The organism is Fictibacillus sp. b24 (assembly GCF_030348825.1).
Lineage (GTDB): Bacteria > Bacillota > Bacilli > Bacillales > Fictibacillaceae > Fictibacillus.
On record NZ_JAUCES010000005.1, the window covers coordinates 2,161,257 to 2,185,560 of the forward strand.

26 protein-coding genes are annotated in these 24,304 nt (G+C 38.9%); 2 read left to right on the forward strand and 24 right to left on the reverse strand.

Translation table 11 applies throughout. The features are described from left to right. Positions 1-16: 16 nt before the first annotated feature. The 9 genes from trmFO to QUF49_RS11140 form a co-directional block, all read right to left on the reverse strand. Complete coding sequence (gene trmFO, locus QUF49_RS11100; RefSeq protein ID WP_289495708.1) at positions 17-1,324, reverse strand: FADH(2)-oxidizing methylenetetrahydrofolate--tRNA-(uracil(54)-C(5))-methyltransferase TrmFO; 1,308 nt, start codon at positions 1,322-1,324, stop codon at positions 17-19. Between the two features lie 13 nt (positions 1,325-1,337). Continuing rightward, complete coding sequence (gene topA / locus QUF49_RS11105; RefSeq protein WP_289495709.1) at positions 1,338-3,413, reverse strand: type I DNA topoisomerase; 2,076 nt, start codon at positions 3,411-3,413, stop codon at positions 1,338-1,340. A 99-nt stretch (positions 3,414-3,512) separates the two neighbouring features. Next, entirely contained in the window at positions 3,513-4,379 is an 867-nt protein-coding gene (dprA, locus tag QUF49_RS11110) for a DNA-processing protein DprA (protein WP_289495710.1), read from the reverse strand. Positions 4,380-4,745: 366 nt separating this feature from the next. After that, positions 4,746-5,660, reverse strand: coding sequence for a succinate--CoA ligase subunit alpha (sucD, locus tag QUF49_RS11115; RefSeq protein ID WP_289495711.1), 915 nt, complete (start codon positions 5,658-5,660; stop codon positions 4,746-4,748). Positions 5,661-5,697: 37 nt separating this feature from the next. After that, positions 5,698-6,858 (reverse strand): ADP-forming succinate--CoA ligase subunit beta, encoded by a 1,161-nt coding sequence (sucC, locus tag QUF49_RS11120; RefSeq protein WP_289495712.1) that lies wholly within the window; start codon positions 6,856-6,858, stop codon positions 5,698-5,700. A 202-nt stretch (positions 6,859-7,060) separates the two neighbouring features. Then, positions 7,061-7,219 carry a small, acid-soluble spore protein, alpha/beta type gene (locus QUF49_RS11125; protein WP_289495713.1) on the reverse strand — a complete coding sequence of 53 codons (159 nt, stop codon included), beginning with the start codon at positions 7,217-7,219 and terminating at the stop codon, positions 7,061-7,063. 44 nt (positions 7,220-7,263) lie between these two features. Further along, positions 7,264-7,542, reverse strand: a complete 279-nt coding sequence (locus QUF49_RS11130) for an EscU/YscU/HrcU family type III secretion system export apparatus switch protein (protein WP_289495714.1) — start codon at positions 7,540-7,542, stop codon at positions 7,264-7,266. Further along, positions 7,539-9,026: a hypothetical protein gene (locus tag QUF49_RS11135; protein WP_289495715.1), complete on the reverse strand. Its 1,488-nt coding sequence runs from the start codon at positions 9,024-9,026 to the stop codon at positions 7,539-7,541. Before QUF49_RS11135 ends, QUF49_RS11130 begins: the two co-directional genes overlap by 4 nt. Next, on the reverse strand, positions 8,995-9,780 hold the full coding sequence (locus QUF49_RS11140; protein WP_289495716.1) for a ribonuclease HII: 786 nt from the start codon (positions 9,778-9,780) through the stop codon (positions 8,995-8,997). Before QUF49_RS11140 ends, QUF49_RS11135 begins: the two co-directional genes overlap by 32 nt. Positions 9,781-9,948: 168 nt before the next feature. On the opposite strand from QUF49_RS11140, the gene QUF49_RS11145 reads away from it, so the two are divergent. Next, the gene (locus tag QUF49_RS11145) at positions 9,949-10,077 is read left to right on the forward strand and encodes a hypothetical protein (protein WP_289495717.1); all 129 of its coding nucleotides are present in this window, start codon (positions 9,949-9,951) and stop codon (positions 10,075-10,077) included. An 88-nt stretch (positions 10,078-10,165) separates the two neighbouring features. Here QUF49_RS11145 and ylqF read toward each other — a convergent pair whose 3' ends face one another. The 11 genes from ylqF to smc form a co-directional block, all read right to left on the reverse strand. Next, on the reverse strand, positions 10,166-11,020 hold the full coding sequence (gene ylqF, locus QUF49_RS11150) for a ribosome biogenesis GTPase YlqF (protein ID WP_289495718.1): 855 nt from the start codon (positions 11,018-11,020) through the stop codon (positions 10,166-10,168). 12 nt (positions 11,021-11,032) lie between these two features. After that, positions 11,033-11,584: a signal peptidase I gene (lepB, locus tag QUF49_RS11155; protein WP_289495719.1), complete on the reverse strand. Its 552-nt coding sequence runs from the start codon at positions 11,582-11,584 to the stop codon at positions 11,033-11,035. 84 nt (positions 11,585-11,668) lie between these two features. Next, positions 11,669-12,013, reverse strand: a complete 345-nt coding sequence (rplS, locus tag QUF49_RS11160; protein ID WP_066289359.1) for a 50S ribosomal protein L19 — start codon at positions 12,011-12,013, stop codon at positions 11,669-11,671. Between the two features lie 115 nt (positions 12,014-12,128). Continuing rightward, on the reverse strand, positions 12,129-12,869 hold the full coding sequence (trmD, locus tag QUF49_RS11165) for a tRNA (guanosine(37)-N1)-methyltransferase TrmD (RefSeq protein WP_289495720.1): 741 nt from the start codon (positions 12,867-12,869) through the stop codon (positions 12,129-12,131). Continuing rightward, on the reverse strand, positions 12,869-13,414 hold the full coding sequence (gene rimM / locus QUF49_RS11170; protein ID WP_394605143.1) for a ribosome maturation factor RimM: 546 nt from the start codon (positions 13,412-13,414) through the stop codon (positions 12,869-12,871). The genes trmD and rimM overlap by 1 nt, the downstream gene beginning before the upstream one ends. A gap of 325 nt (positions 13,415-13,739) precedes the next feature. Further along, complete coding sequence (locus QUF49_RS11175) at positions 13,740-13,967, reverse strand: KH domain-containing protein (RefSeq protein ID WP_066240722.1); 228 nt, start codon at positions 13,965-13,967, stop codon at positions 13,740-13,742. 21 nt (positions 13,968-13,988) lie between these two features. Next, the gene (gene rpsP, locus QUF49_RS11180; RefSeq protein WP_289495721.1) at positions 13,989-14,261 is read right to left on the reverse strand and encodes a 30S ribosomal protein S16; all 273 of its coding nucleotides are present in this window, start codon (positions 14,259-14,261) and stop codon (positions 13,989-13,991) included. An 82-nt stretch (positions 14,262-14,343) separates the two neighbouring features. Next, positions 14,344-15,690 carry a signal recognition particle protein gene (gene ffh, locus QUF49_RS11185; protein ID WP_289495722.1) on the reverse strand — a complete coding sequence of 449 codons (1,347 nt, stop codon included), beginning with the start codon at positions 15,688-15,690 and terminating at the stop codon, positions 14,344-14,346. A gap of 15 nt (positions 15,691-15,705) precedes the next feature. Then, the gene (locus tag QUF49_RS11190) at positions 15,706-16,029 is read right to left on the reverse strand and encodes a putative DNA-binding protein (protein ID WP_289495723.1); all 324 of its coding nucleotides are present in this window, start codon (positions 16,027-16,029) and stop codon (positions 15,706-15,708) included. A gap of 311 nt (positions 16,030-16,340) precedes the next feature. Continuing rightward, positions 16,341-17,330, reverse strand: coding sequence for a signal recognition particle-docking protein FtsY (gene ftsY, locus QUF49_RS11195; protein WP_066240710.1), 990 nt, complete (start codon positions 17,328-17,330; stop codon positions 16,341-16,343). A gap of 13 nt (positions 17,331-17,343) precedes the next feature. After that, the gene (gene smc / locus QUF49_RS11200; protein ID WP_289497632.1) at positions 17,344-20,910 is read right to left on the reverse strand and encodes a chromosome segregation protein SMC; all 3,567 of its coding nucleotides are present in this window, start codon (positions 20,908-20,910) and stop codon (positions 17,344-17,346) included. Between the two features lie 213 nt (positions 20,911-21,123). Between smc and QUF49_RS11205 the strand changes: the two genes are divergently transcribed. Further along, positions 21,124-21,348, forward strand: a complete 225-nt coding sequence (locus QUF49_RS11205) for a DUF1128 domain-containing protein (RefSeq protein ID WP_289495724.1) — start codon at positions 21,124-21,126, stop codon at positions 21,346-21,348. A gap of 47 nt (positions 21,349-21,395) precedes the next feature. Here QUF49_RS11205 and rnc read toward each other — a convergent pair whose 3' ends face one another. The 4 genes from rnc to fabD form a co-directional block, all read right to left on the reverse strand. Further along, positions 21,396-22,106, reverse strand: coding sequence for a ribonuclease III (rnc, locus tag QUF49_RS11210; protein ID WP_289497633.1), 711 nt, complete (start codon positions 22,104-22,106; stop codon positions 21,396-21,398). 185 nt (positions 22,107-22,291) lie between these two features. Beyond that, on the reverse strand, positions 22,292-22,525 hold the full coding sequence (gene acpP, locus QUF49_RS11215; RefSeq protein ID WP_066240701.1) for an acyl carrier protein: 234 nt from the start codon (positions 22,523-22,525) through the stop codon (positions 22,292-22,294). Between the two features lie 92 nt (positions 22,526-22,617). Further along, complete coding sequence (gene fabG, locus QUF49_RS11220; RefSeq protein WP_289495725.1) at positions 22,618-23,358, reverse strand: 3-oxoacyl-[acyl-carrier-protein] reductase; 741 nt, start codon at positions 23,356-23,358, stop codon at positions 22,618-22,620. Beyond that, a complete protein-coding gene (gene fabD, locus QUF49_RS11225; protein ID WP_289495726.1) occupies positions 23,345-24,301 on the reverse strand; it encodes an ACP S-malonyltransferase in 957 nt (318 codons plus the stop codon). Before fabD ends, fabG begins: the two co-directional genes overlap by 14 nt. Between the last annotated feature and the right edge of the window lie 3 nt (positions 24,302-24,304).

A 24,304-nucleotide genomic window follows, 5' to 3' on the forward strand; every position in this document is an offset into this window, starting at 1 on the left:
CTAAATCAATACATGTTCACAAATTTGTTATAAAATTCTGAATTGTTTCCAACGCTCTATCAGCTAAAGCTGTGTTTCGTTCTTGCTTGTTTTTAATTCTTCTTTCAAGCGGAGGCAAGAGCCCAAAGTTAGCATTCATAGGTTGGAAGTTATCTGGATTAGCAGTCGTAATATAGTAAGCCATACTTCCGATTGCTGTTTCTTTTGGGAAGACTGCTAACTCTTCGCCTTTTACTAGTTTCGCAGCATTAATACCTGCAATTAATCCAGATGCCGCACTTTCAACGTATCCTTCAACACCTGTCATCTGACCGGCAAAGAACAGATCTTTTCTTGATTTTAATTGGTACGTCTCATCTAACAGTCTAGGTGAATTCAGGAACGTATTTCGATGCATAACGCCATATCTTACAACCTCTGCATTTTCTAGCCCTGGAATAAGTCTTAACAGCTCTTTTTGGGGTCCCCATTTTAAATGTGTTTGAAATCCTACAATATTATATAGAGTACCCGCGCTGTTATCTTGTCGTAATTGAACAACCGCGTAAGGAATTTTACCTGTTTTCGGATCTTCAAGGCCTACTGGCTTCATGGGACCGAATAATAAAGTTTTCTTTCCGCGCTTCGCCATTACTTCAACCGGCATGCATCCTTCAAAAAAGATTTCTTTTTCAAATTCTTTTAGAGGAACGGTCTCAGCAGAGATTAATGCTTCATAAAAACGATCAAACTCTTCTTCTGTCATCGGGCAGTTTAAATAAGCAGCTTCCCCTTTATCATAGCGGGATTTCAAATAAACTTTATCCATATTAATGCTATCTACTTCAATGATAGGAGCAGCAGCATCATAGAAATATAAGTATTCTTCGCCCGTCAATGAGTTCAATGCTTTTGATAAGTTATCAGAGGTTAGAGGACCTGTTGCAATTATAGTAGGACCTTCAGGAATTTCTGTAACTTCTTCTGTTATTACTTCCACATTCGGATGATTTTTCACTCGTTCTGTTACAAGACCTGCAAACTCATGACGGTCAACCGCTAGAGCCCCTCCTGCTGGAACAGCGCAATCATCTGCAGATGAGATAATAACTGAATTTAATTTTCTCATCTCTTCTTTCAGAACACCAACTGCATTTGTAAGTGTATTGGCACGAAGAGAATTGGAACAAACCAGTTCTGCAAACTTTTCCGTATGATGAGCCGGTGTTTGTCTAACCGGTCTCATCTCATATAATTTTACTTTTATTCCTCGGCTTGCGATCTGCCAAGCTGCTTCACTTCCAGCAAGACCTGCTCCGATTACATTAACATGTTGATGTTTCATGAAGAAAAACTCCTTACTTTGCTTCCTCTTCGGCATAATCGCAAGATACACACTGTACGACCTTACCTTTTTTCGTTTTCTTTTCTACTAACATACTATTACACTTTGGACACGTTCTGGCAATAGGTTTATCCCAAGAAACAAATTCACATTCAGGATAACGGTTACATCCATAAAATAGCCTTTTCTTCTTACTCTTCCGTTCAACGATCGATCCTTCGTGACATGTTGGACACGTCACACCAATATCTTTCACGATCGGTTTCGTATTGCGGCAGTCAGGAAAATTAGAACAAGCCATAAACTTGCCAAATCGGCCCATCTTAAATACCATCTCATGTCCACATTTTTCGCAGTCTTCACCAGCTGGTTCATCTTTGATTTCTACCTTTTGCATCTCTTCTTCTGCAATTTTCAGCTTCTTTTCGAAGTTTTTATAGAATTCGTCAATGATACCAATCCAGTTTTCTTTTCCATCTTCAACCTCATCCAAATCACTTTCCATCTTAGCGGTGAATTCAACGTTAAAAACTTCAGGAAAGAATTCCAATGTCATTTCAAGTACAAGTCCACCCAGCTCTGTTGGAACAAATTTCTTATCATCCAATGCCACATATCCACGCTTTTGAATGGTATCAAGTGTTGGTGCGTAAGTAGATGGACGTCCTATTCCAAGTTCCTCCATCGTACGAACAAGTCGTGCCTCTGTATAGCGAGGAGGCGGCTGTGTAAAGTGCTGAGAAGGATCGAGATCTTTCTTCTCAACCTCCATTCCTTCCTGAACATCAGGCAGGATGCGGTCTTCTTCTTTCTTACCATCATCGTTTCCTTCTACATAGACTTTCATAAATCCAGGAAACTTTACTTTTGAACCAGTCGCACGGAAATTAATACCGTTGTTCTCTAAATCAACTGTCATCGTATCAAGTACAGCAGATGCCATTTGACTTGCTAAAAACCTTTCAAAAATAAGTTTGTATAATCTAAGCTGATCTCTTGATAAGTAATTTTTAAGATCACGTGGATGGTACATAACTGATGTTGGACGGATGGCTTCATGGGCATCTTGAGCGTTCTTCCCTGCTTTTTTCTCCGCTCTCGTGCTATTCACAAATTGTTTGCCGAATTCTTTTTCAATGAACTCAGCAGCTTCAGCTTTTGCCGTATCCGAAATACGCGTCGAATCTGTACGCATGTAGGTAATTAAACCAACTGTACCTTCTTTTCCCAGATCCATACCCTCGTATAGTTGTTGTGCGAGCATCATTGTTTTCTTTGCTCTGAAATTCAATTTCCTTGCAGCTTCCTGCTGAAGTGAAGATGTGATAAATGGCGGTGAAGGATTTCTGCGTCTTTCTTTTTTCTGTACAGAATTAATGGAAAACTGTTTGCCTTTTATCGTATTTAATATTTCTTTTACTTCTTCTTCATTTGATAATTCTTTTTTCTTGCCGTTTACGCCATAGAACTGAGCTTCGAAATCTTCACCTGAGGCACTGAAGATACCTTTAATTCTCCAATATTCTTCTGGCTGAAATGCTTCTATTTCTTTTTCTCGTTCTACGATTAGTCTAACTGCAACCGTTTGTACCCGTCCTGCACTCAAACCCTTTTTGATTTTCTTCCATAATAAAGGGCTGACTTTGTATCCTACAAGCCTGTCTAATACTCTTCGTGCTTGTTGGGCATCAACTAAATCCATGTTAATCTTTCTAGGTCTTTTAAATGAATCTTTAATAGCATTCTTCGTAATTTCGTTAAAAACAACACGGCACTCTGAATCTAAATCCATATCCAGGCTGTGAGCCAAATGCCAGGCAATTGCTTCACCTTCGCGATCCGGGTCAGCTGCGAGAAATATTTGTTTCGCTTTTTTAGCTGCTGACTTCAAGTCCTTTAATATTGGACCTTTTCCTCGGATTGTAATGTATTTAGGTTCATAGTTTGCATCTACATCTACGCCAGTCTGGCTTCTAGGCAGATCACGAACATGTCCCATAGATGCTTTTACGTCATATTTGCTCCCTAGATATTTTTTTATCGTCTTTGCTTTTGCGGGAGACTCAACAATGACTAAGTATTTTTCCATTTACAGTTTATCCCCCTTTAAGGGTTTAGTGAAATCTTCCCTATTATTAAATAATGTATCTGCATTTGTCAAACTGTTTCATCCTTTAAATGAAAACGGTTAGAATCCTTCATTTAAAATATCATCTGCGTTCATAACTAATTTTGCACCATTTTGTATTAAAAAATTTGTACCGTCAGAGCACTCTTCTAAAATGGATCCTGGAATTGCAAAAACATCTCTTCCTTGCTCTAATGCTTGATCAGCCGTTATTAACGAACCGCTTTGTGTTCGAGCTTCAGCAACTAGAGTTGCCCTGCTGAGACCGCTAATTATACGATTACGCATCGGGAAATGCCAGCGTTTTGGTGTAACGGATGGAGAGAACTCTGATAGGACGATTCCCTGCAAACTTATCTGTTTAGCAAGCTCTTTATTTTCTTTCGGATAAACCTGCATAATACCTGATCCCAAAACTGCTGCAGTTTCTGATCCGCTACGAATACAAAGCTCGTGGGCAAACGTATCAATCCCTTTAGCTAATCCGCTAATTACGATCCAGCCATTCTTCACCAAGGGCTCGAGTACTTTTTGCAAAGCTTGTTTTCCTTGTTTGCTAGGATTTCTAGTGCCGACTACACTAATCATTTTAACCTGATTCAGTGTACTCCAATCGCCTTGGCCATAAAGAACCCATGGAGGATCATAAATTGTTTTTAAGTAAATGGGATAATCGTCGTCAAATACTGTTACAGCAGAAATGGAATGTTTCATTAAATTCTTCATTATATATGTACTTTTTTTCTGATTCATGTGGTCGTATAAACGCTTTGCCGTTTGTTCACTTAAACTAAACGACATCATCAATCTGCGAACGTCCATTGAAAAAATTTCAATTAAATGGGGATCAACTTTTAAAATAGATCTCATCTGATTCCAAGTAAGTGCTTCGCAATGATGAAGAAAGATTAAGCGTTCTTTATCCAAACTTCATTCCTCCTCATGAATCAAGTTTCATTCGCAATCTTTGTTAGAAAGTGGTGATTTCCGTTTCAGGTTGCTCGCTTTCCGCGGGGCGTGCGGGGATCCACATTTGTACGTTTCACTTTTAAGTGTCTCACCTGCCCGCTTCAAGGAAGTATTCTTGCTCCTGCGTTTACAAGTTAAGCTATCGCAGTAAGTTTCCTCGTCGCATGCCTTACAAGAAGCTTCACATGTGGTAGGCACGCACCTTGCACTTCAATCAAAATTCATAGAAGGAAAGCAACAAACTGTTTTAAAAAGAGCGTAATAAAAAGCTATGTAAATAAAAAGCTCCCGGTCTGGGAGCTTTTCACGATGTAAAAGTTGTAATTAAGCTTTTGCTTTATGTGTTACACAACGATCGTATAAATCGTTTTCTTTTAATGCTTCTACTAAAGTTTCACCCATTACAGAAGGTGTTGCTGCAACTTTAATTCCGCAAGCTTTCATTGTTTTGATTTTCTCGTCTGCAGTACCTTTACCGCCAGAGATAATCGCACCAGCATGGCCCATACGCTTCCCAGGAGGTGCTGTTTGTCCGCCGATAAAGCCTACAACAGGCTTTGTCATGTTGGCTTTTACCCACTCTGCAGCTTCCTCTTCAGCAGTACCGCCAATTTCTCCGATCATGATTACAGCATATGTGTCCTCATCTTCGTTAAATGCCTTCAGAACGTCAATGAAGTCTGTTCCGTTAACTGGGTCTCCACCGATCCCTACTGCTGTAGATTGGCCAATTCCACGCTCTGTAAGCTGATGAACAGCTTCATATGTTAATGTTCCAGAACGAGAAACAACTCCTACATGACCTTTTGTATGGATATATCCAGGCATGATACCAATTTTGCACTCTTCAGGAGTGATTACCCCTGGGCAGTTCGGTCCGACTAAGCGCGTCTTTTTGCCTTCCATGTAACGCTTTACTTTTACCATATCCATTACTGGGATGCCTTCTGTAATACAGATAGCTAGGTCAAGTTCTGCGTCAACAGCCTCGATAATTGCTTCTGCAGCAAATGCTGGTGGTACATAAATAACAGAAGCGTTAGCTCCAGTTTCTTTAACAGCATCCGTAACTGTGTTGAAAACAGGAAGTCCTTCAACTTCAGTTCCGCCCTTACCAGGTGTAACTCCGCCTACGATTTTTGTACCATATTCAAGCATTTGTTTTGTATGGAAAAGTCCTACGGAACCTGTGATACCCTGAACGATGACTTTTGTGTCTTTATTAATAAAAATGCTCATGCTTTAAACTCCCATCCTTCCTGCAATGTTTTCTTTATTACTTAACTAAAGCGACGATTTTCTCTGCACCGTCAGCCATTGAATCTGCAGCTGTAATATTAAGTCCTGATTCTTTAAGGATCTTCTTACCTAGATCAACATTCGTACCTTCAAGACGAACGACTAAAGGCAGCTCAAGACCAACTTGTTTTGTTGCTTCAACAACACCGTTTGCGATGATGTCACATTTCATGATTCCGCCGAAGATGTTAACAAAGATCCCTTTAACATTTTGATCAGATAGAATGATCTTGAATGCTTCTGTAACTTTCTCCGTTGTAGCACCGCCCCCAACATCAAGGAAGTTAGCGGGATCACCGCCGTAATGCTTGATGATGTCCATTGTAGCCATTGCAAGACCAGCACCATTAACCATACAGCCGATATTTCCATCTAGAGAAATGTAGCTTAAGTCATATTTAGAAGCTTCGATTTCTTTTGCATCTTCTTCTTCAAGATCTCGATATTCTAAGATGTCTTTATGACGATATAATGCGTTTGAATCGAAGTTCATTTTAGCGTCAAGAGCCATAACGTTTCCATCTCCTGTTACAACTAATGGATTGATTTCAGCGATTGAGCAATCTTTATCAACGAAAGCTGTATAAAGTCCAAGCATGAACTTAACTGCTTTACCTACTAGTTCAGTTGGGATATTGATGTTGTATGCAAGTCTTCTTGCTTGGAAAGCCTGAAGTCCAATAGCAGGATCGATCACTTCTTTGAAGATTTTTTCAGGTGTCTTTTCAGCCACTTCTTCAATTTCAGTTCCGCCTTCTTCAGATCCCATCATTACAACGCTTGATGTAGCACGATCTAGTACTAGCCCGATGTAATATTCCTTTTTAATATCACAGCCCTCTTCGATAAGTAAGCGCTTAACTTCTTTACCTTCTGGACCTGTTTGGTGAGTTACAAGAACTTTTCCTAAAATTTCATTCGCGTATGTACGCACTTCATCGATATTTTTGGCAACTTTCACGCCACCTGCTTTACCGCGGCCACCTGCATGAATCTGTGCTTTTACGACAGATACAGTGCTCCCCAGTTCATTAGCAGCTTCTACTGCTTCTTCAACGGTAAATGCTACTTTCCCGTTTGGAACAGCCACACCATATTTTCTAAGTATCTCTTTACCTTGGTATTCGTGGATATTCATTTACTCTCCATCCTCCTATCATGGTGAAAACTTAAAGTACCGTTATCATTGTATAAGACCAAGCTCTTTATGTCTACTATTCTTCAGAAAATTGCAAGCGCATACAGCATTTTCAGACAATAATAAAAATCAAGACCACATGACTGCGGACTTGATTTTAGTGTTTTCTATCTTTTTGAAACAAGGATTTAAATGCTTTAATTCATTTGTTTTTCTCGTTTTGATGTTTTTTTATAATTTTAGGTGTTATCGTTTCTTTTTCTACTGCAGGGCGATATAACCCAAACTCTTCAGCCATCTCTTCTTTAAATTGGTTGACAAGCTGTTCAGATTGTTTCACAACTAATTTATTTCTTGGCATTGTGCACACTCCTTTTATGTTAGCAATGCCCCATAGAGAAATAATTATGTAGATTTCTTAGCTTCTTTATCCAATTGATAAATAAAAGCAAAGAGTTCTGCAACAACTTCAAACAACTCTTCAGGAATACTCTGATCTATGTCCAATTTAGATAATAAATGGACTAGGGAAGGATCTTCCTGAATGGGAATGTTGTAATCTGAAGCTCTTTGAACGATTCGATCAGCTGTTTCACCTTTTCCTTTAGCGATTACAATAGGAGAACTTGACTCTTCAGGATTATACTTTAAAGCAACGGCTTCTTTTTTGTTGTTTTCTTTCATACGCGCAAATCCAATCCTTTATAAAAGTTAGGCTTTTCAGCTGTTTTCATCTTTTTTTGCTGCTGAACAAAAGTAACGGAAGATAACGTATAATCCATTTCTTTCATGCGTTTTTTTAAAGAGGACAAAAATGGCGCTGAAAGTTTCTCAAGAAATGGATGCTCATTAAATACTTTTACAGACAAAATCCTGTTTTGAATTTGAACATCTACAGCTATTTCATTCAGGTTCTGCATTTCCAGCCAGAAAAGCATTCTGCAATGAGCAGGATTTATCGCTTTTCCATCCTGTTTTTTCCCTTCCCATGTAATCGTCATCTCTTTAGGGTTATTGCTTTGCCCAAAGGGAATCTGCAATATATACTGCTGCAAGTTTTCGGTGATCTGTACGTTCTGCAGCTGCTGACTCGTTACTAACGCTACAGCTTTTTCTGTCTTAACCAAAACACTTTCAGGCAGATTTAATGAATCAGCATGATGCTGAAGGTAAAGAAGTTGGGACTTTAACGATTCTCCAGCTTTAACTTGTACAGGATCTACAAGAATGTTTTTTTCGTGCAATAAACCTGATTTCTGAAGCCATTTTTCTAGCGCCTGGATAAACTCTTGAGACGGATTTCGTTTCATTTCTGATGAAATTGGTATAGTCTCGGTTTTATTGGTGGGTAAAAAAGGATTATGTAGTTCTTTAGTATCTGAATTTTGAAGGTTCCTTTGGTCAGTTAAAGTTAACTTGTTTTGAGTAGGAGATTCTGATGCAGTCTTCACTTCGGTTTTTTGCTGACTTTCCATAAGTATTGATGGTTTAGACAAAATTTCTTCACTATCAAATCCGTACATATTTTTTAAGGTCTCTACTGTTTTTAAAATCATTTTGTCTTTATGGCTATACGGGATCAAAGCGTCATAAAGTGGCTTCATTTCTTCAAAAGCTGAACTCATTTTGAAACTTGCTGATACTGCTTGAATAGATTCTATTCTAGGCGGGAGCTGCAGCTCTAACATTCGATGTATAATTGCCTTCTTATCAGGCAGCGGCAGCTCGGTGGTCTGTTTAAGGAGCTCTGCGACGACTTTTATATTTTCTTTTGTAAGTGGTATTTTTTCTAATACAGAAAAGTCTACTGCTTTTTTGTTTATATCAGTAGCTGTAAGATTCCATTTTTGTAAAATCTGTTCTGAAGTTGATTTCATTGGGTCAGAATCAATCTTTTTCAAGACGATGTTTCCATTCTTTTCTGCAACTTCAAATAAATACTCATTCCCTTTTGTTAGCGGAGCCTCTAATTTTGCATGCAAAGCTGCTCCATTGTATAAGATTTTAGCTGTTTGATCAGGGAATATCTCTAAAACCTTAGCTGTTATTAGTTGATTAATTTTTAATGAAAGCGTTCCTTCTGATGGTCTTATCGAATGAAGCTGCTGACTAATGATATTGTTTAGTTGTAACAGGTTACTCACTTCCTGTAATTTGAATAAGTTCACCTACTGGGCTAAATGATTTTCGGTGAATACTTGTTGGGCCAAATTGCTTTAGCGCCTCTAAATGTTCCTTTGTTCCATACCCCATATTTGATTTAAAGCCGAACTCGGGATATCTCTCATCCAATTTCATCATATAGCGGTCTCTCGTCACTTTTGCAACGATTGAAGCTGCCGCGATAGAAATGCTTTTTTCATCGCCCTTAATAATTTTCAACTGATCTATTGCTAAAGGTACCTCCATTGCATCAATGAGCAGCTGATCAGGCATAACATCTAACGAACTAACCGCTTCCGTCATGGCAAACTTAGAGGCTTGATAAATATTGATTTCATCAATTTTTTCAGGTTGAACTAAGTTTACACTGTACGAGATGGCATCTCTTACAATTACATCATACAATGCTTCTCTCTTTTTCTCAGATAGCTTTTTGGAGTCATTAACTCCTGTCAGTTTATAGTCTTTAGGTAAAATCACAGCCGCTGCAACAACAGGTCCAGCCAAAGGACCTCTTCCCACCTCATCAACGCCTGCAATTAACGTTTTACCATTTTTATAGCATTGGGTTTCGTAAATAGACATAACTTCTAATCTTTTTTGTTCTGCTTCAGCTAGTGCTAATCGCTTTGTATAGGTTTCAACCATTTTTTTCGCGCCCTGTCTTTCATCATCTGAAAGTACCTTCAGCAAGTCTGGTATATCAGCTTGCTCACAGTTTTTTAATTTTTGTTCCCATTCTTTTATAGATAATCTCATATTTTTCACACTCTTTATGTATTTTGTATCGGTTTGGATTGTTTTTCTTTAAAGGCTTAAGTTATTTATTCCAGGGTCCAAGTAAGATGGCTGTTAATCCATTGTATCGTTAGGCTTTTTGAGTTTTGGTTTTTTCTTTCTCTTCATTGCAAGTTGATTGGAGTGAAGTTGCGAGACTCCTGCGGGACAGGCGGGCAGGTGAGACACTTAACAGTGAAACGTACAAATGTGACTCACCGCCTGCCTCGCGGAAAGCAAGCATCTGAAACGGAAATCAACCACTTTCAAAAGCAATAAAGCTTAACCAATACATTTTAAATTTAAAAATCTGCTTAAAGAAAACAGGCACTAAGAAAACAGCGCCTGTTTATACTCTTCTATATGATTATACAGTATCAGGGCGTTCATAAGATAAACGTCCTAATTTTTCTGCACGAAGATCCCGCAGAACGATTTCTGCTGTCTTTTCAAGATCTACTTCTCCGCCGCTCATCATACAGCCGCGTTTCTTACCAATTTCTTCAAATAGAAGCATAGAATCCTCTGGTATGTCAGACAATTTGTAGCGTTCAACGAGGCGCTCTTCGTAGTGCTCTTTTAGATATTTAATGGCGAATAGTACCACTTCTGTAAAATCAAAAAGCGTTTCTTTAATCGCACCAGTTACCGCTAATTTCAAACCTATCGTCTGATCTTCAAATTTCGGCCATAGTATTCCAGGGGTATCCAATAATTCTAATGTCTTACCCGCTTTTATCCACTGCTGCTTTTTTGTTACGCCAGGCTTATCTCCTGTTACAGCAATATTCTTACCAGCCATACGATTGATGATCGTTGACTTTCCTACGTTCGGTATCCCAACGATTAAAGCTCTTACTGCTCTCGGTTTAACGATGCCTTTTGCTCTCATCTTATCAAATTTTTCTTTCACGAGTTCATGTGCTAACGGTTCTATCGCTTTAATTCCTTTTCCATCCTTCGAGTTAATCGCAAGAGATGGAATACCTTTATCAGAAAAATAACTCTCCCACATTGCCGTTACTTTTTGATCAGCCAGATCTGCTTTATTTAAAAGAACGATACGCGGCTTCTGTCCAAGAATTTCATCAATCATGGGGTTTCTAGATGCAAGAGGTATTCGAGCGTCTACTAGCTCAAATACCACATCGATCATTTTAAGTTTTTCAGTTATCTCCCGGCGCGCTTTAGCCATATGTCCAGGAAACCATTGAATGGTCATGTTTATCTCACCCTACTTTACAAATCCAATATCCGACAACGGCCAGAAACGGAATGAGGCTTTACCTAATATATTATCGTCATCCACTGTTCCAATATTTCGGCTGTCACTGGAGTTACGGCGATTATCACCTAAAACAAATAATTGACCTTGAGGTACCTCTTTCTTGCCAGTCACCTCAAGCAACGTGAAATCATAAGTGAAGTTTCCGTCTTTCGTTTTCTTTTTATACGCTTCTAAATATTCTTCTTTTACTTTTTTACCATTCACATAGAGTATATCGTTTTTGGATTCGATCGTGTCTCCAGGTAAACCGATAACTCGTTTTATGTAATCTTTTTCTTCAGTTGCATGAAAGACTACAATATCAAATCTTTTTGGATCGCCAATGATATAAGAGAATTTGCTTACTATTAATCGATCTCCATCATGCAGATTAGGCATCATGGATTGTCCATCAACCACGACTGGTGCAAACAGGAAAAATCTGATGATCCCTGCTAATAATAAGGCTGCCGCTAATGCTTTAATCCATTCCCACGTTTCGTTTTTTGTACGTGCCATTCTTAATCCTCACCATCTGTAGAAATTCCTTACTTATAATATGGAAAAAGGAGCTTGAATAAGTCAAGCTCCTTTCGAGAATTATTAGCGAATTTCTTTAATACGAGCTGCTTTACCACGAAGTGCACGCAGGTAGTATAACTTCGCACGGCGAACTTTACCACGACGAACTACTTCAAGGTTCGCAATCTTAGGTGAATGTACAGGGAACGCACGCTCCACTCCTACACCATAAGAAATTTTACGAACAGTAAACGTTTCAGAAATTCCTGATCCACGCTTCTTGATAACTACACCTTCAAAAAGCTGAATACGCTCACGAGTACCCTCGATTACTTTCACGTGTACACGAACAGTGTCACCTGAACGGAATTTTGGTAAATCTGATTTTAATTGATCTTTCGCTAGATCTGCAATAAGCTGTTGCATAGTTTATTGCCTCCCTTCCCATGGATGTTCTTGCTAATATAGTTGAAGCAGCGGAACACCGGATTAAACGGGCATAAGCCACAAACAATATAATACCATATAACTCAAACAGTGTTCAAGTTGTTTTATTATCTTTTATGTCTTGGAGCCACTTTTCTTCTTCTTTGGACAGTTCCTTGTTCTCTAAAAGATCAGGACGCCTGTTATATGTTCTTTTTAGAGACTCTTTTTTACGCCAATTCTCAATATTTTTATGGTTGCCAGACAAAAGCACATCTGGTACCTTCATGCCTCTAAAATCAGCCGGCCTTGTGTATTGAGGGTGTTCTAATAGACCCGTGCTAAATGAGTCTTGTAGATGTGACTCTTCTTTCCCAAGCACACCTGGAAGCAGTCTCGTAACAGCATCGATCACGACCATCGCTCCCAGCTCTCCGCCGGTCAAAACATAATCACCTATCGAAATCTCATCTGTTACCAAGTACTCTCTCACACGTTCGTCATAGCCTTCATAATGACCGCAAAGGAAAATGAGATGATCTTCTTTAGCAAGTTCTTCTGCTTTACGTTGAGAGAAACGCTCTCCTTGTGGACAAAGCAAAATGATTCTCGGTTTTGCTTGTGATTGATTTGATAATCGTTCTACTGCATCAAATAACGGCTGAGGAGTTAATACCATCCCTGCTCCGCCGCCATATGGGTAATCATCGACATTCCTATGCTTGTTGGTTGAAAACTCACGGAAATCGATGACCTGAAACTTGACCGCACTTTTTTCTTGAGCTTTTTTTAGGATGGACTGCCCAAAAACACCTGAAAACATATCAGGGAAAAGGCTAAGAACATCAATCTTCATTAGAATAACCCTTCCAATGGTTCGATAATTATCTTTGCTTCCTTAATATCAACTGTTTTTACGACGGATGGAATATATGGAATTAGAATATCTGAACCAAATCCTTTTCTTTTCACGACCCATACATCGTTTGCGCCAGGCGATAAGATTTCTTTCACTTTCCCAAGCTCTTCGCCTTCAACTGTGAAAACAGAACAGCCTATAATATCGTGGTAAAAAAACTCACCTTCATCTAAAGAAACAGATTGATCTTTAGGTACTTTAAGAAGATTCCCCTTAAAACGTTCTACGTCATTTATATTATGCAGATTCTCGAACGTCAAAAGATCAAACTGCTTATGCTTTCTGTGCGTTTCAATCGTTACAGGTACATGCTCAGTTCCCATTTCCACGTATAACGTATTACCGATCTTGTAGCGTTCTTCAGGAAAATCAGTCCTGGAAATGACTCGAACTTCCCCTCTTATTCCATGTGTATTTACAATCTTACCTACATTAAGCCAATTTTTATCCATAACGATAAACCTACCTTCGTACAAATTCATCCACATTACTGCCTAGTCTAAATTTTAGCATAAAACTCGATATGTATACTTTTTGTTAGAATGTTTCCCAAACTTTGTTGCTTTTGAAAGTAGTTGATTTTCGTTCCAGCTGTTTCGCTTTCCGCGGGGCAGGCGGTGAGCCCCTTGCCGCTTTACGCCGTTAAGGTCTCACCTGACCGCTTGTCCTAGCCTAGAGTCTCTCAGCTTCCACTACAATCAACCTGTCACTGAAGAAAATGGTCAAAACCACTTTACATCAACAATATTTTAAATCAAGAGGTTATGAGTAAAAGAAAAAAAGGAAGAGGTTCCCCTCATCCTTTTTCTAAACGATTTCGATTGAAATCCTTTTATTTTGATTTGTACCAGCTGCATTCACAACAGTACGAATCGCTTTAGCCACTCTTCCTTGCTTTCCAATCACTTTCCCCATATCAGTCTGGTTAACAGATAATTGGTATACAAGGCGGTGCCCTTCTTGAACCTCTTTGACGCTAACTTCTTCTGGGTGATCAACTAGAGCCTTCACAATCGATTCGATCAACTCTGTCATATCAGTTCCCCTTCGTCAAAATTATTTTTGGTTTTTAGCGTTATGGAATTTCTCCATAAGACCAGCTTTTGAGAATAGGTTGCGAACTGTGTCAGATGGCTTCGCACCGTTTGTCATCCACTCAAGAGCTTTTTCTTCATTAATTTTAACTTCAGCTGGGTTAGCAACTGGGTTGTAAGTTCCGATCTCTTCGATGAAACGTCCATCACGAGGAGAACGAGAATCTGCTACTACTACACGATAAAAAGGAGCTCTTTTAGCACCCATACGCTTTAAACGAATTTTTACTGCCATTATAACTTGCACCTCCGAAAATAGTTCACACAAAATAATATAATAGTATAAATTGACAGGTTTGTAAACCTGAAAATTCAGTTTACATAAAAGGGAATTTGAATCCACCTTTTTTCTTTTTGCCATTCATCATTCCGGACATTTGTTTCATCATTTTCTTCATGTCCTCGAACTGTTTGATCAGGCGATTTACTTCTTGTACCGTGCGTCCGCTACCTTTAGCGATACGGCGCTTACGGCTGGCATTAATAATTTCAGGCTGTTCTCTTTCATGAAGAGTCATCGAACGAATGATGGCTTCAACGTGACCAATCTGTTTTTCATCAATCTGTACGTTTTTAAGACCTTTCATTTTGTTCGCGCCCGGAAGCATGCCAAGTATTTCATCCAATGGACCAAGATTTCTAACTTGTCCCATCTGATCGAGAAAATCATCAAACGTGAATGACATATCACGCATCTTCTTTTGAAGATCGCGAGCTTTCTCTTCATCGACTGAAGACTGTGCCTTTTCGATTAAAGTCAGCATGTCACCCATTCCTAAAATTCGTGATGCCATACGATCCGGATGAAACGCCTCAATAGCATCCATCTTTTCACCTAGACCCACAAATTTGATAGGAAGACCTGTTACAGCTTTAATGGAAAGTGCTGCACCACCGCGTGTATCTCCATCCAATTTGGTTAAAACCACACCTGTGATTCCAAGCGCATCATTAAAACTTTGAGCAACATTCACGGCATCTTGACCAGTCATTGCATCAACAACTAGAAAAATCTCATCAGGTTTTGCTGTTTCTTTCACCTGTTTTAATTCATCCATAAGCGTTTCGTCAATATGCAAACGCCCTGCTGTATCAATAATGACATAATCGTGATGATCTTCTTTTGCTTTTGCGATGGCTGATTCAGCAATTTTGACGGGACTGACTTGGTCACCCATTTGAAACACAGGTATATCTAATTGTTTACCTACTGTTTCTAATTGCTTGATTGCAGCAGGACGGTAAATGTCAGCTGCAGCCAGTAGCGGTTTTCGATTCTGCTTCTTCCGTAAATGATTCGCAAGCTTTCCTGTTGTCGTTGTTTTACCTGCACCCTGAAGTCCAACCATCATTATAACGGTAGGAGGACGATTGGAAACCGCAATCTTGCTTTGTTCCCCGCCCATGAGTGTCGTCAGCTCATCATTAACAACTTTAACGACTTGCTGCCCAGGCGTCAGGCTCTTTAATACTTCCTGGCCTACTGCACGTTCAGATACTTTTTTCACAAAATCTTTTACTACTTTAAAGTTAACGTCCGCCTCAAGAAGCGCAAGGCGTACTTCCCTCATCATTTCCTTTACATCTGCTTCGTTTACTTTCCCTTTTCCACGAATTTTTTGTAAAGTATTCTGAAGACGGTCGGCTAAACCTTCAAATGCCATCTCACTGAACGCCTCCTATTCCATATTTTCAAGGCGATCGATAATTGCAATTACGTTATCAGGTTCAGTTTTCAGAAGCTCTCTTAAAGATGACAGCAACTGTTCACGTTCCTGAAACTTTGCAAAAAGCCCTAACTTTTCTTCATATTCTTCCAGCATCGCCTCTGTCCGTTTAATATTATCATAAACGGCCTGGCGGCTGACATTATATTGTTCAGCAATTTCACCGAGAGAATAATCGTCCAAATAGTATAAACCCATGTAGTTCATTTGTTTAGGGGTTAATAATGATTGATAAAAATCAAATAGATAATTAATTCTCATTGTTTTATCGAGCATTTTCTCACAACCCTTGTTAAGTGAAATGCCTTTACGTGAATACTATACAACCCTTGCATTTAGATGTCAAGTTTTTTTCTTAACATCATAGTGTCAGTATCCCAAATACAGGGGAAAAACAAAAATATATGATTGCGCCCTGTTTTTATGTCATTGTCCCGATTCTTTATGTGATTAATACGTTTTTTTATGTGATCATGCAGTTTTTTTATGTGATTATCAGACATGTCCTAAAAATGTGTCTGTCTAAGGTGGAATTGAATCTGTTTTCTGCACCAAACAAAAAAAAGCAGATTTTACTCTGCTTCATTTTACTCTGCTTCTTCCTCTTCCGTTCCCGCAAACAATCCATAAACAAACTGATCAGCGTCAAACTCTTGAAGATCATCAATTTTCTCACCTAAACCTACAAACTTAACTGGTATATCAAGTTCATGGCGTATGGCTAAAACGATTCCGCCTTTTGCTGTTCCATCAAGTTTTGTTAAAACCAAACCTGTTACGTCTGTGGATTGACCAAATGTTTTCGCCTGGTTCATCGCGTTCTGTCCTGTTGTTGCATCCACCACTAACAGTACTTCGTGTGGAGCTCCAGGTATTTCACGTTCGATTACACGTTTTACTTTAGATAATTCGTTCATTAAGTTCACTTTATTTTGTAATCTTCCAGCAGTATCACAGAGCAGAACATCGGCTTTACGGGACTTTGCCGCTTGTATGCTGTCATAAATTACCGCAGCAGGATCTGCACCTTCATGATGCTTAATCACATCTACTCCAGCACGTTCTCCCCAAACTTCTAACTGATCAATAGCACCAGCACGGAATGTGTCTCCTGCTGCTAAAATCACTTTCTTACCATCACTTTTGAGCTGATGAGCAAGTTTTCCGATCGTTGTCGTCTTACCAACACCATTAACACCAACAAATAAAATAACTGTCATTCCATCTGTCTGCAGGTTAAGTTTATTGTCACCCTCATCTTTTTGAAGCATTTCAGCTAATTTTTCAGAAATCGCTGAACGCAGCTCCATCGGATTTTGAATATTACGTGTGCGGGCAATATCTTTAAGTTCATCAATGATATCAAGAACAGTATGAACTCCAACATCTGCCCCAATCAAAATTTCTTCTAATTCTTCGAAAAACTCTTCATCCACTTTTCTAAACCTTTTTAGAAGATCATTTACTTTAAATGAAAAAGAATTTCTTGTTTTTTCAAGTCCGCTTTTAAATTTCTCGGATGATTCATCCGCCTGCTGATTTGAAAATTTCTCTTTTAAACGTTTCAAAAAACTCACGGTCAATTTCCTCCTATGATGTTACAAGTTCTTTTGTTTCTTCTAGCCTTACTGAAACAAGTTTCGATACACCTGACTCTTGCATGGTCACTCCATACAGTACATCTGCTTCTTCCATTGTACCTTTACGGTGAGTTACGACAATAAATTGCGTTTCTTTGCTAAAAGCACGCAGGTATTTGGCAAAACGGTTTACGTTTGCATCATCAAGTGCTGCCTCAACTTCATCTAAAATACAGAAAGGCACCGGCCTTACTTTAAGGATTGCAAACAACAATGCGATCGCCGTTAAAGCACGTTCCCCACCAGAGAGGAGCCCTAATTGCTGCAGCTTTTTGCCTGGTGGCTGTGCCATAATATCAACACCTGTAGCAAGCATATCATCTGGCTGTGTTAATACTAAATCAGCACGTCCTCCGCCAAACAACTCTTTAAAAATGACACCAAAGTGAGAACGTATAGCAGTGAATGTTTCTTCAAAACGGTTTTTCATCTCTTCATCCATTTCGGAGATCACACCATACAGTGTATCCTTCGCTTCCGTTAAATCATTCCTTTGTTCTGTAAGAAAATCAAAACGCTGGCTCACTCTGTCGTATTCTTCGATCGCCCCAATGTTCACTACACCAAGCTCTTCGATAGCCATTTTTATTAATTTCACTTTACGCTTTGCATCTTCTAGCGGAACTTCCAGCCTGTGTTTTTGTTTTGCACCTTCATAGGAAAGCTCATATTCTTCTCGAAGATGAGTAAGTCTTGATTCTAATTCAACATCAAGTCTATTAATGCTGACTTCTTCGGTTTGTAGACCATCACTCAACTGTTTATACTGTCGCTTTGCTTCTTTTAATCCAATTTCCATACTTTCAATTGATTGGAATGATTCTGTTCGCTCTTTTCTTCTCTCAGCGATTAGTTTAACAGCGTTATTTTTTTCATGTCTTCTTTGTTGGATTTGTTCATCAAGAGAATCTTCCCCTGATGAGCTAGAATTCATTTCCTCTTCAAGAAGCCAATAGTCTTCCTCTGTTTCCTTGCTCCTACTTTCAACATTCTGAAACTCTTCTTGTAACCTTGAGCTTTTTTCTCTTTGGTTAACAACTTGCTGTTCTAGTTCGGCTGCCTTTATTTTTAATAAGGTCAGTGTTTCTCTTAGTTCTTCTTTTGAACTCTGATTACTCTTCTTTTTCTCAGTTAGATCTGCAATTGTTTCTTCAAGTTCTTTTCCGGATTTTTCAGCAGCATCGAGTTTACTTTGCAGATCAACAATCCTAGTATCAGCAGCAGATTTCTCCGTTTCAAAAGAGTGTTTTTCGCGGTCATATAACTGAAGCCTGTCATTTAAGCTTTTTTCCTGAATTTCTACTTCCCTTAAAGAAGATTTGAGTTCTTGCTCTTGTTCTCTTAAAAACTCACCTTCCGTTTGAAGTGTTTCAAGCCTATCTTTTTTCTTTGAAATTTTATTTCGCAGTTCAGAAACTTTTTCTTCTAACTGAAGCGTTTGCTTTTCCATCGTTGTAATTTTTTCGGTAAGTGAATCTACTTCTCTTTGCCTGCTTAATAAGGAACTGCTTTTTTGTTTTAAGCTACCTCCAGACATCGATCCACCTGGAGAGACTACATCACCTTCAAGTGTTACAATTCGATACCGGTAGTTCACCTGTTTTGCAATTGCGTTGGCACCCGCTAAATCTTTAGAAATAATAATGTTTCCTAATAAGTTACCGACGATATTATTATACTTTTGATCAAACTGAACGAGGTTTGAAGCGATGCCTACGAATGAATCTACAGAACTTGCTTGCTGGACATCAACACTTGAGACGTAACGGCTTTTTATAACATTTAATGGCAGGAATGTCGCTCTTCCTGCTCTTGATTGTTTTAAGTATTGAATAGCTTTCATTGCATTCTGCTCGTGATCCACAACGATATGCTGCATGGAAGCTCCTAGTGCTGTTTCAATTGCCGTTTCTATTTCAGACGGTACAGTCAGAAGTTCGGCCACAGCACCTTCGATTCCGGCTAATTTAGTTTGTTTGGCTTTCAGCACTTCCTTAACGCCTTGCATAAATCCAGCGTACTCATCTTGCATAGATTCGAGCATTTCTTTTTTAGATTTAAACTGCTGTATAAACTGATAAGCTTGGTACAATTTCTCTTGAAGGCCACGGTTCTCTTGATCTTCTGCTGAGATTTCAGTTTTTAAAGATTGGTATTCTTCTTGTTTTAATTTCAGATCTTTTTCCGCTTTTTTATATGCTGCTTCTGCTTCTTGTTTAGTTGCCTTTAGCTCTTCTCTTTGCTCTAAAAATTTTGTGTTTTCCTCATCGAGACGATTGCTTTTAAAACTTTGGAGCTTAGCTTGATCCTCAATATAACGCATCTCATTTTTAATCGTTGTTTGTTCATTTAGACGCTCAAAATAATCACTCTTTAGTTTTTCAAGTTCAGCTTCTACATCCATTTCTAATACAGATAGACGGCTTTCTTCATCTTTCACTTGCTTTTTAACGTTTTTCAACTCTTTTTCTTTCATCTGCAACGTTTCATTTTCAGCAACCAACTGTGTTTTTAAATCTTCTTTTTTGGTCTTTAGCTGCTGAATCTGTTCTAAGAGTGAAGTTTTATTTTGAACGTAATTCTTTTTCCGTTCTTTTAAGACTTCTTTTTTTCCTTCAAGCTTTTCTAAGGTTTCACTAGCTAAAAGAAGGGCACCTTGCAATTCGTCTATTGATTCATCCATCGCTTGCATGTCAAGCCTTGCTCGTTCAATGGTTGTTTCACCTTGTTTTACTTTTACCGATAGGTCAGCTTCTTGTCTTTGCAGTTCGGCTACTAGAGTCTTTTGTTTTTCCCACCGAGAGTGCAGATCTTCAATTTCTTGAACTAGCACAGCAGTTTCTACGACTTCAAGCTCTTCTTTTTTCTCGAGGTAATCCTTTGCGATTGAAGCTTGAATTTTAAGAGGTTCAACTTGGGTATCGAGTTCATGAAGTATATCTTCAACACGATTCAGATTCTCCTGCGTTTCTGAAAGTTTAGCCTCCGCTTTTTGCTTACGGGATTTGTACTTTAATACACCCGCTGCTTCTTCAAAAATCTTTCTTCGTTCATCAGACTTGCTGCTTAAGATTTCTTCAACACGCCCTTGTCCGATTATAGAAAAAGCTTCTCTTCCTAACCCCGAATCCATAAAAAGCTCAACAATATCTTTTAAACGGCATTGTTGTTTATTAATTAAGTATTCACTGTCACCTGAACGAAACACTCGTCTTGTAATAGATATTTCATTATAATCGAGCGGCAGATGCTGATCTTCGTTATCTAAGGTAAGTGTGACTTCCGCTACATTTAAGGCTTTGCGATTATCACTTCCTGCGAAGATGATATCTTCCATTTTAGAACCGCGCAGCGACTTAGCTGACTGCTCACCAAGAACCCAGCGTACAGCATCTGAAATGTTGCTCTTGCCGCTTCCATTTGGTCCGACCACAGCCGTAACCCCTTGTACAAATTCAACTTGTATCCGCTCTGCAAATGATTTAAATCCTGCTACATCAATTCGTTTGAGGAACATCATTAAATCCCCCTTTATTCCAGCTTTATGTTTACCAGATTTTAATTTTTTTTAGATATGTATTTCATTCTCTAACCTTTATATTTTATCATAGATTCACTCTCACATAGTCACAAAGATTGCAGTGTGCTAAAATGAAGTGTGTTTAGAAACCTGTCATGTGATCGATTCAAATCTCACATGAAAATTTGTGTAAATAAAGGAGCCCCATTCATGGACTTGACAACTCATAATCATGAAAACTTATCATTTATGATTGAAGGATTAAAAAAGAAACTACAGCTTGTTAACAGCGGACTTATTCAACCAGAAGACTATGAATTATCAAAGTACGATGAGATCAAAGAACTATATGACATGGTAATGAAGATGCCATCCTTCAGCATTCGAGACATGGAAGGAATCGTAGAAGAACTCGCATCGCTTAAAACAAAATAACAGAACCCCCCTTAAACGGCAAAGGGCCAATTTAAAGGGGGTTTTGTTTAGCTTTTTTTAGAAACTTTCTCAATAGCTTCCTGTGCTGCGTGCTGTTCAGCTTCCTTTTTAGATCTTCCATATCCGATTCCAAAACTAGCTTCATTTAATCTAACTTCAGACACAAACTCCCTGTTATGTGCCGGTCCTTTTTCCTGAATGATTCTATAATCGATATGACCTAATCCCTCACGCTGAACATATTCTTGTAACTGGCTTTTAAAATCCATCACATGAGAAAAAGCACCTTCGTTTATTCGGGGCACCACATACTGATTTAAAAACTCTTTTACTTTTTCGAGCCCTTGATCAAGGTATAAAGCTCCGATGAATGCTTCAAATACATCTGCTAAAAGAGCTGGTCTAGATCTTCCTCCAGTATTCTCTTCACCTTTTCCCAATAATACAAAATCCCCGAAATGAAGGTCATTTGCAAACAAAACTAAGGATGGTTCACAGACGATCGCTGCTCTTAATTTTGTAAGTTCTCCTTCACTCATATTAGTGAATTTGCTGTATAGATATTGAGAAATGGTCAATTCCAGAACGGCATCACCGAGAAATTCAAGTCTTTCATTATCCTCGAATGTTCTTCCTCGATGCTCATTCACATATGATGAATGCGTAAATGCTTGAGCTAACAGTTTTTCATTTTCAAATTTAATGCTTAAACGCTCCTGAACCGGGGCCACTTTCTGAATGCGCACCTTGTCATCCATGCCCTTTTTGGAAGCGGATTTAAACCGGTTTTTCACCGTTTTCTTTTGTGTTGAATGTTGTTTTGAACCTTTCATAAACTTCCTCCAAAAATCTCGTAAAAGGGCTATTTTGCTTAAATTTGTTTTTTGCTCTTAAAAGGGAAGAAAGCCCCGCTAATTTACACGGGACTTTATCCGTCATACACTTATTGTTTGCTGTTTATGTAATTTACAACGTCACCAACAGTTGCAATTTTCTCAGCATCTTCATCAGAAATTTCTAGTTCGAACTCATCTTCAAGTTCCATTACTAATTCTACTACATCAAGAGAGTCAGCACCTAGATCTTCTTTAAAGGAAGCTTCAGGTTTAACCTCAGATGCGTCAACACCTAAACGGTCCACAACAATCTTTGAAACTCTATCTAAAACGTCTGCCATTTTGTGTGTCACCTCCTTTCATTAGTATATGCTTTTTCCCTTTAAAAAACTAGAGGGATTTAGAGTCTTTTAAAAGACATCTTTCTTAGGATTTACATCACCATTCCGCCGTCAACATGAAGGGTCTGGCCAGTAATGTATGAGCTTGCATCACTTGCTAAAAAGGCAGCAGCTGCAGCAATATCATCCGGCTGTCCAAAACGTGCAAGCGGAATGTTTCTTAACATATCTTCCTTAATACCTTCTTCTAATTTTCCAGTCATATCAGTCTCAATGAAGCCCGGAGCGATCGCATTGACTGTAATTCCTCTAGAAGAAAGTTCTTTAGCTGCCGTTTTTGTAAGACCGATCACACCTGCTTTTGCGGCAACATAATTCGCTTGACCAGCGTTTCCTGATACTCCAACAATTGACGCAATGTTGATGATGCGTCCTTGTCTTTGCTTCATCATCTGTCTTGTAACTGCTTTTGTTGTTAGAAACACACCTTTTAGGTTTGTGTTTATAACAGCATCCCAATCTTCTTCTTTCATTCTCATTAATAGATTATCTCTCGTAATTCCTGCGTTGTTTACAAGCACGTCAAGACTTCCAAATTCACTGACAACCGTCTTAACCATGTTTGTTACATCATCAGAAGAAGAGATATCTGCTTTTATAGCAAATGCTGTTCCCCCATTTGCTTTAATTTCTTCTACTACTTCGTTTGCTTTCGCTTCACTGCCAGAATAATTGACAGCTACTTTTGCTCCGTTTCTTGCAAAATAAAGGGCAATCGCACGTCCTATCCCGCGGGAAGCACCTGTAACTAAAACTGATTTATTTTCCAGCATCGACAGATTCTCCTTTCAGTTTTTCTACAGCAGACTGAATCGTTTCCAAGTCACCAACTGCAATAACAGTTGCTCTTCTATTTACCTTCTTCACAAGCCCAGACAATACTTTTCCTGGTCCGATCTCCACAAAAGTATCTACACCTTGTTCCATTAGCTCTCTCACTGTTTCTTCCCAGCGCACAGGTGAATACAGCTGTTCGATCAGCTTATGTTTAATATCTTCTTTAGACGTAATAGATTTCGCGGTTACATTTGCAATTACAGGTGTTTTAGCATCGTTAATTGCAACCTGATCCAAGATTTCTTTGAATTTTTCAGCTGCAGGTTTCATAAGTGATGAGTGAAAAGGGCCGCTTACTTGAAGTGGAATGACTTTTGCTCCTTCTTCTTTTGCTAAAGCACTCGCTTTTTCAACCCCGCCTACTGTCCCGGAGATAACAATCTGTCCCGGGCAATTCAAATTCGCAACTTGAACGCTTTCGTCTCCAGTTGAAACTTCTGCAGTTATGGCTTCTAAACGCTCTTGATCAAATCCAATTACAGCAGCCATAGTTCCTACTCCCGCAGGAACAGCTTCTTCCATTAACAGACCTCGATTTCTTACAGCATATACAGCGTCTTCAAAAGACAGACTGCCTGCAGCAACCAGTGCCGAATACTCACCAAGGCTATGTCCAGCTACAAAATCAGGTGTAATTCCATGCTGCTTTAACACTTCTAGAACAGCAGTTGAAACAGTTAATAATGCAGGCTGTGTGTTTTCTGTTTTCTTTAAAATGTCTTCTGGACCTTCAAATATAATCTTTGAAAGGTTCATACCAAGCTTTTCGTCTGCTTTCTCAAATATAGCTTTAGCTGAAGATTCTTGATGAATTAACGATTTACCCATACCTACAAATTGAGAACCTTGTCCAGGAAAAAGAAAGGCAATTTTACCCATCCG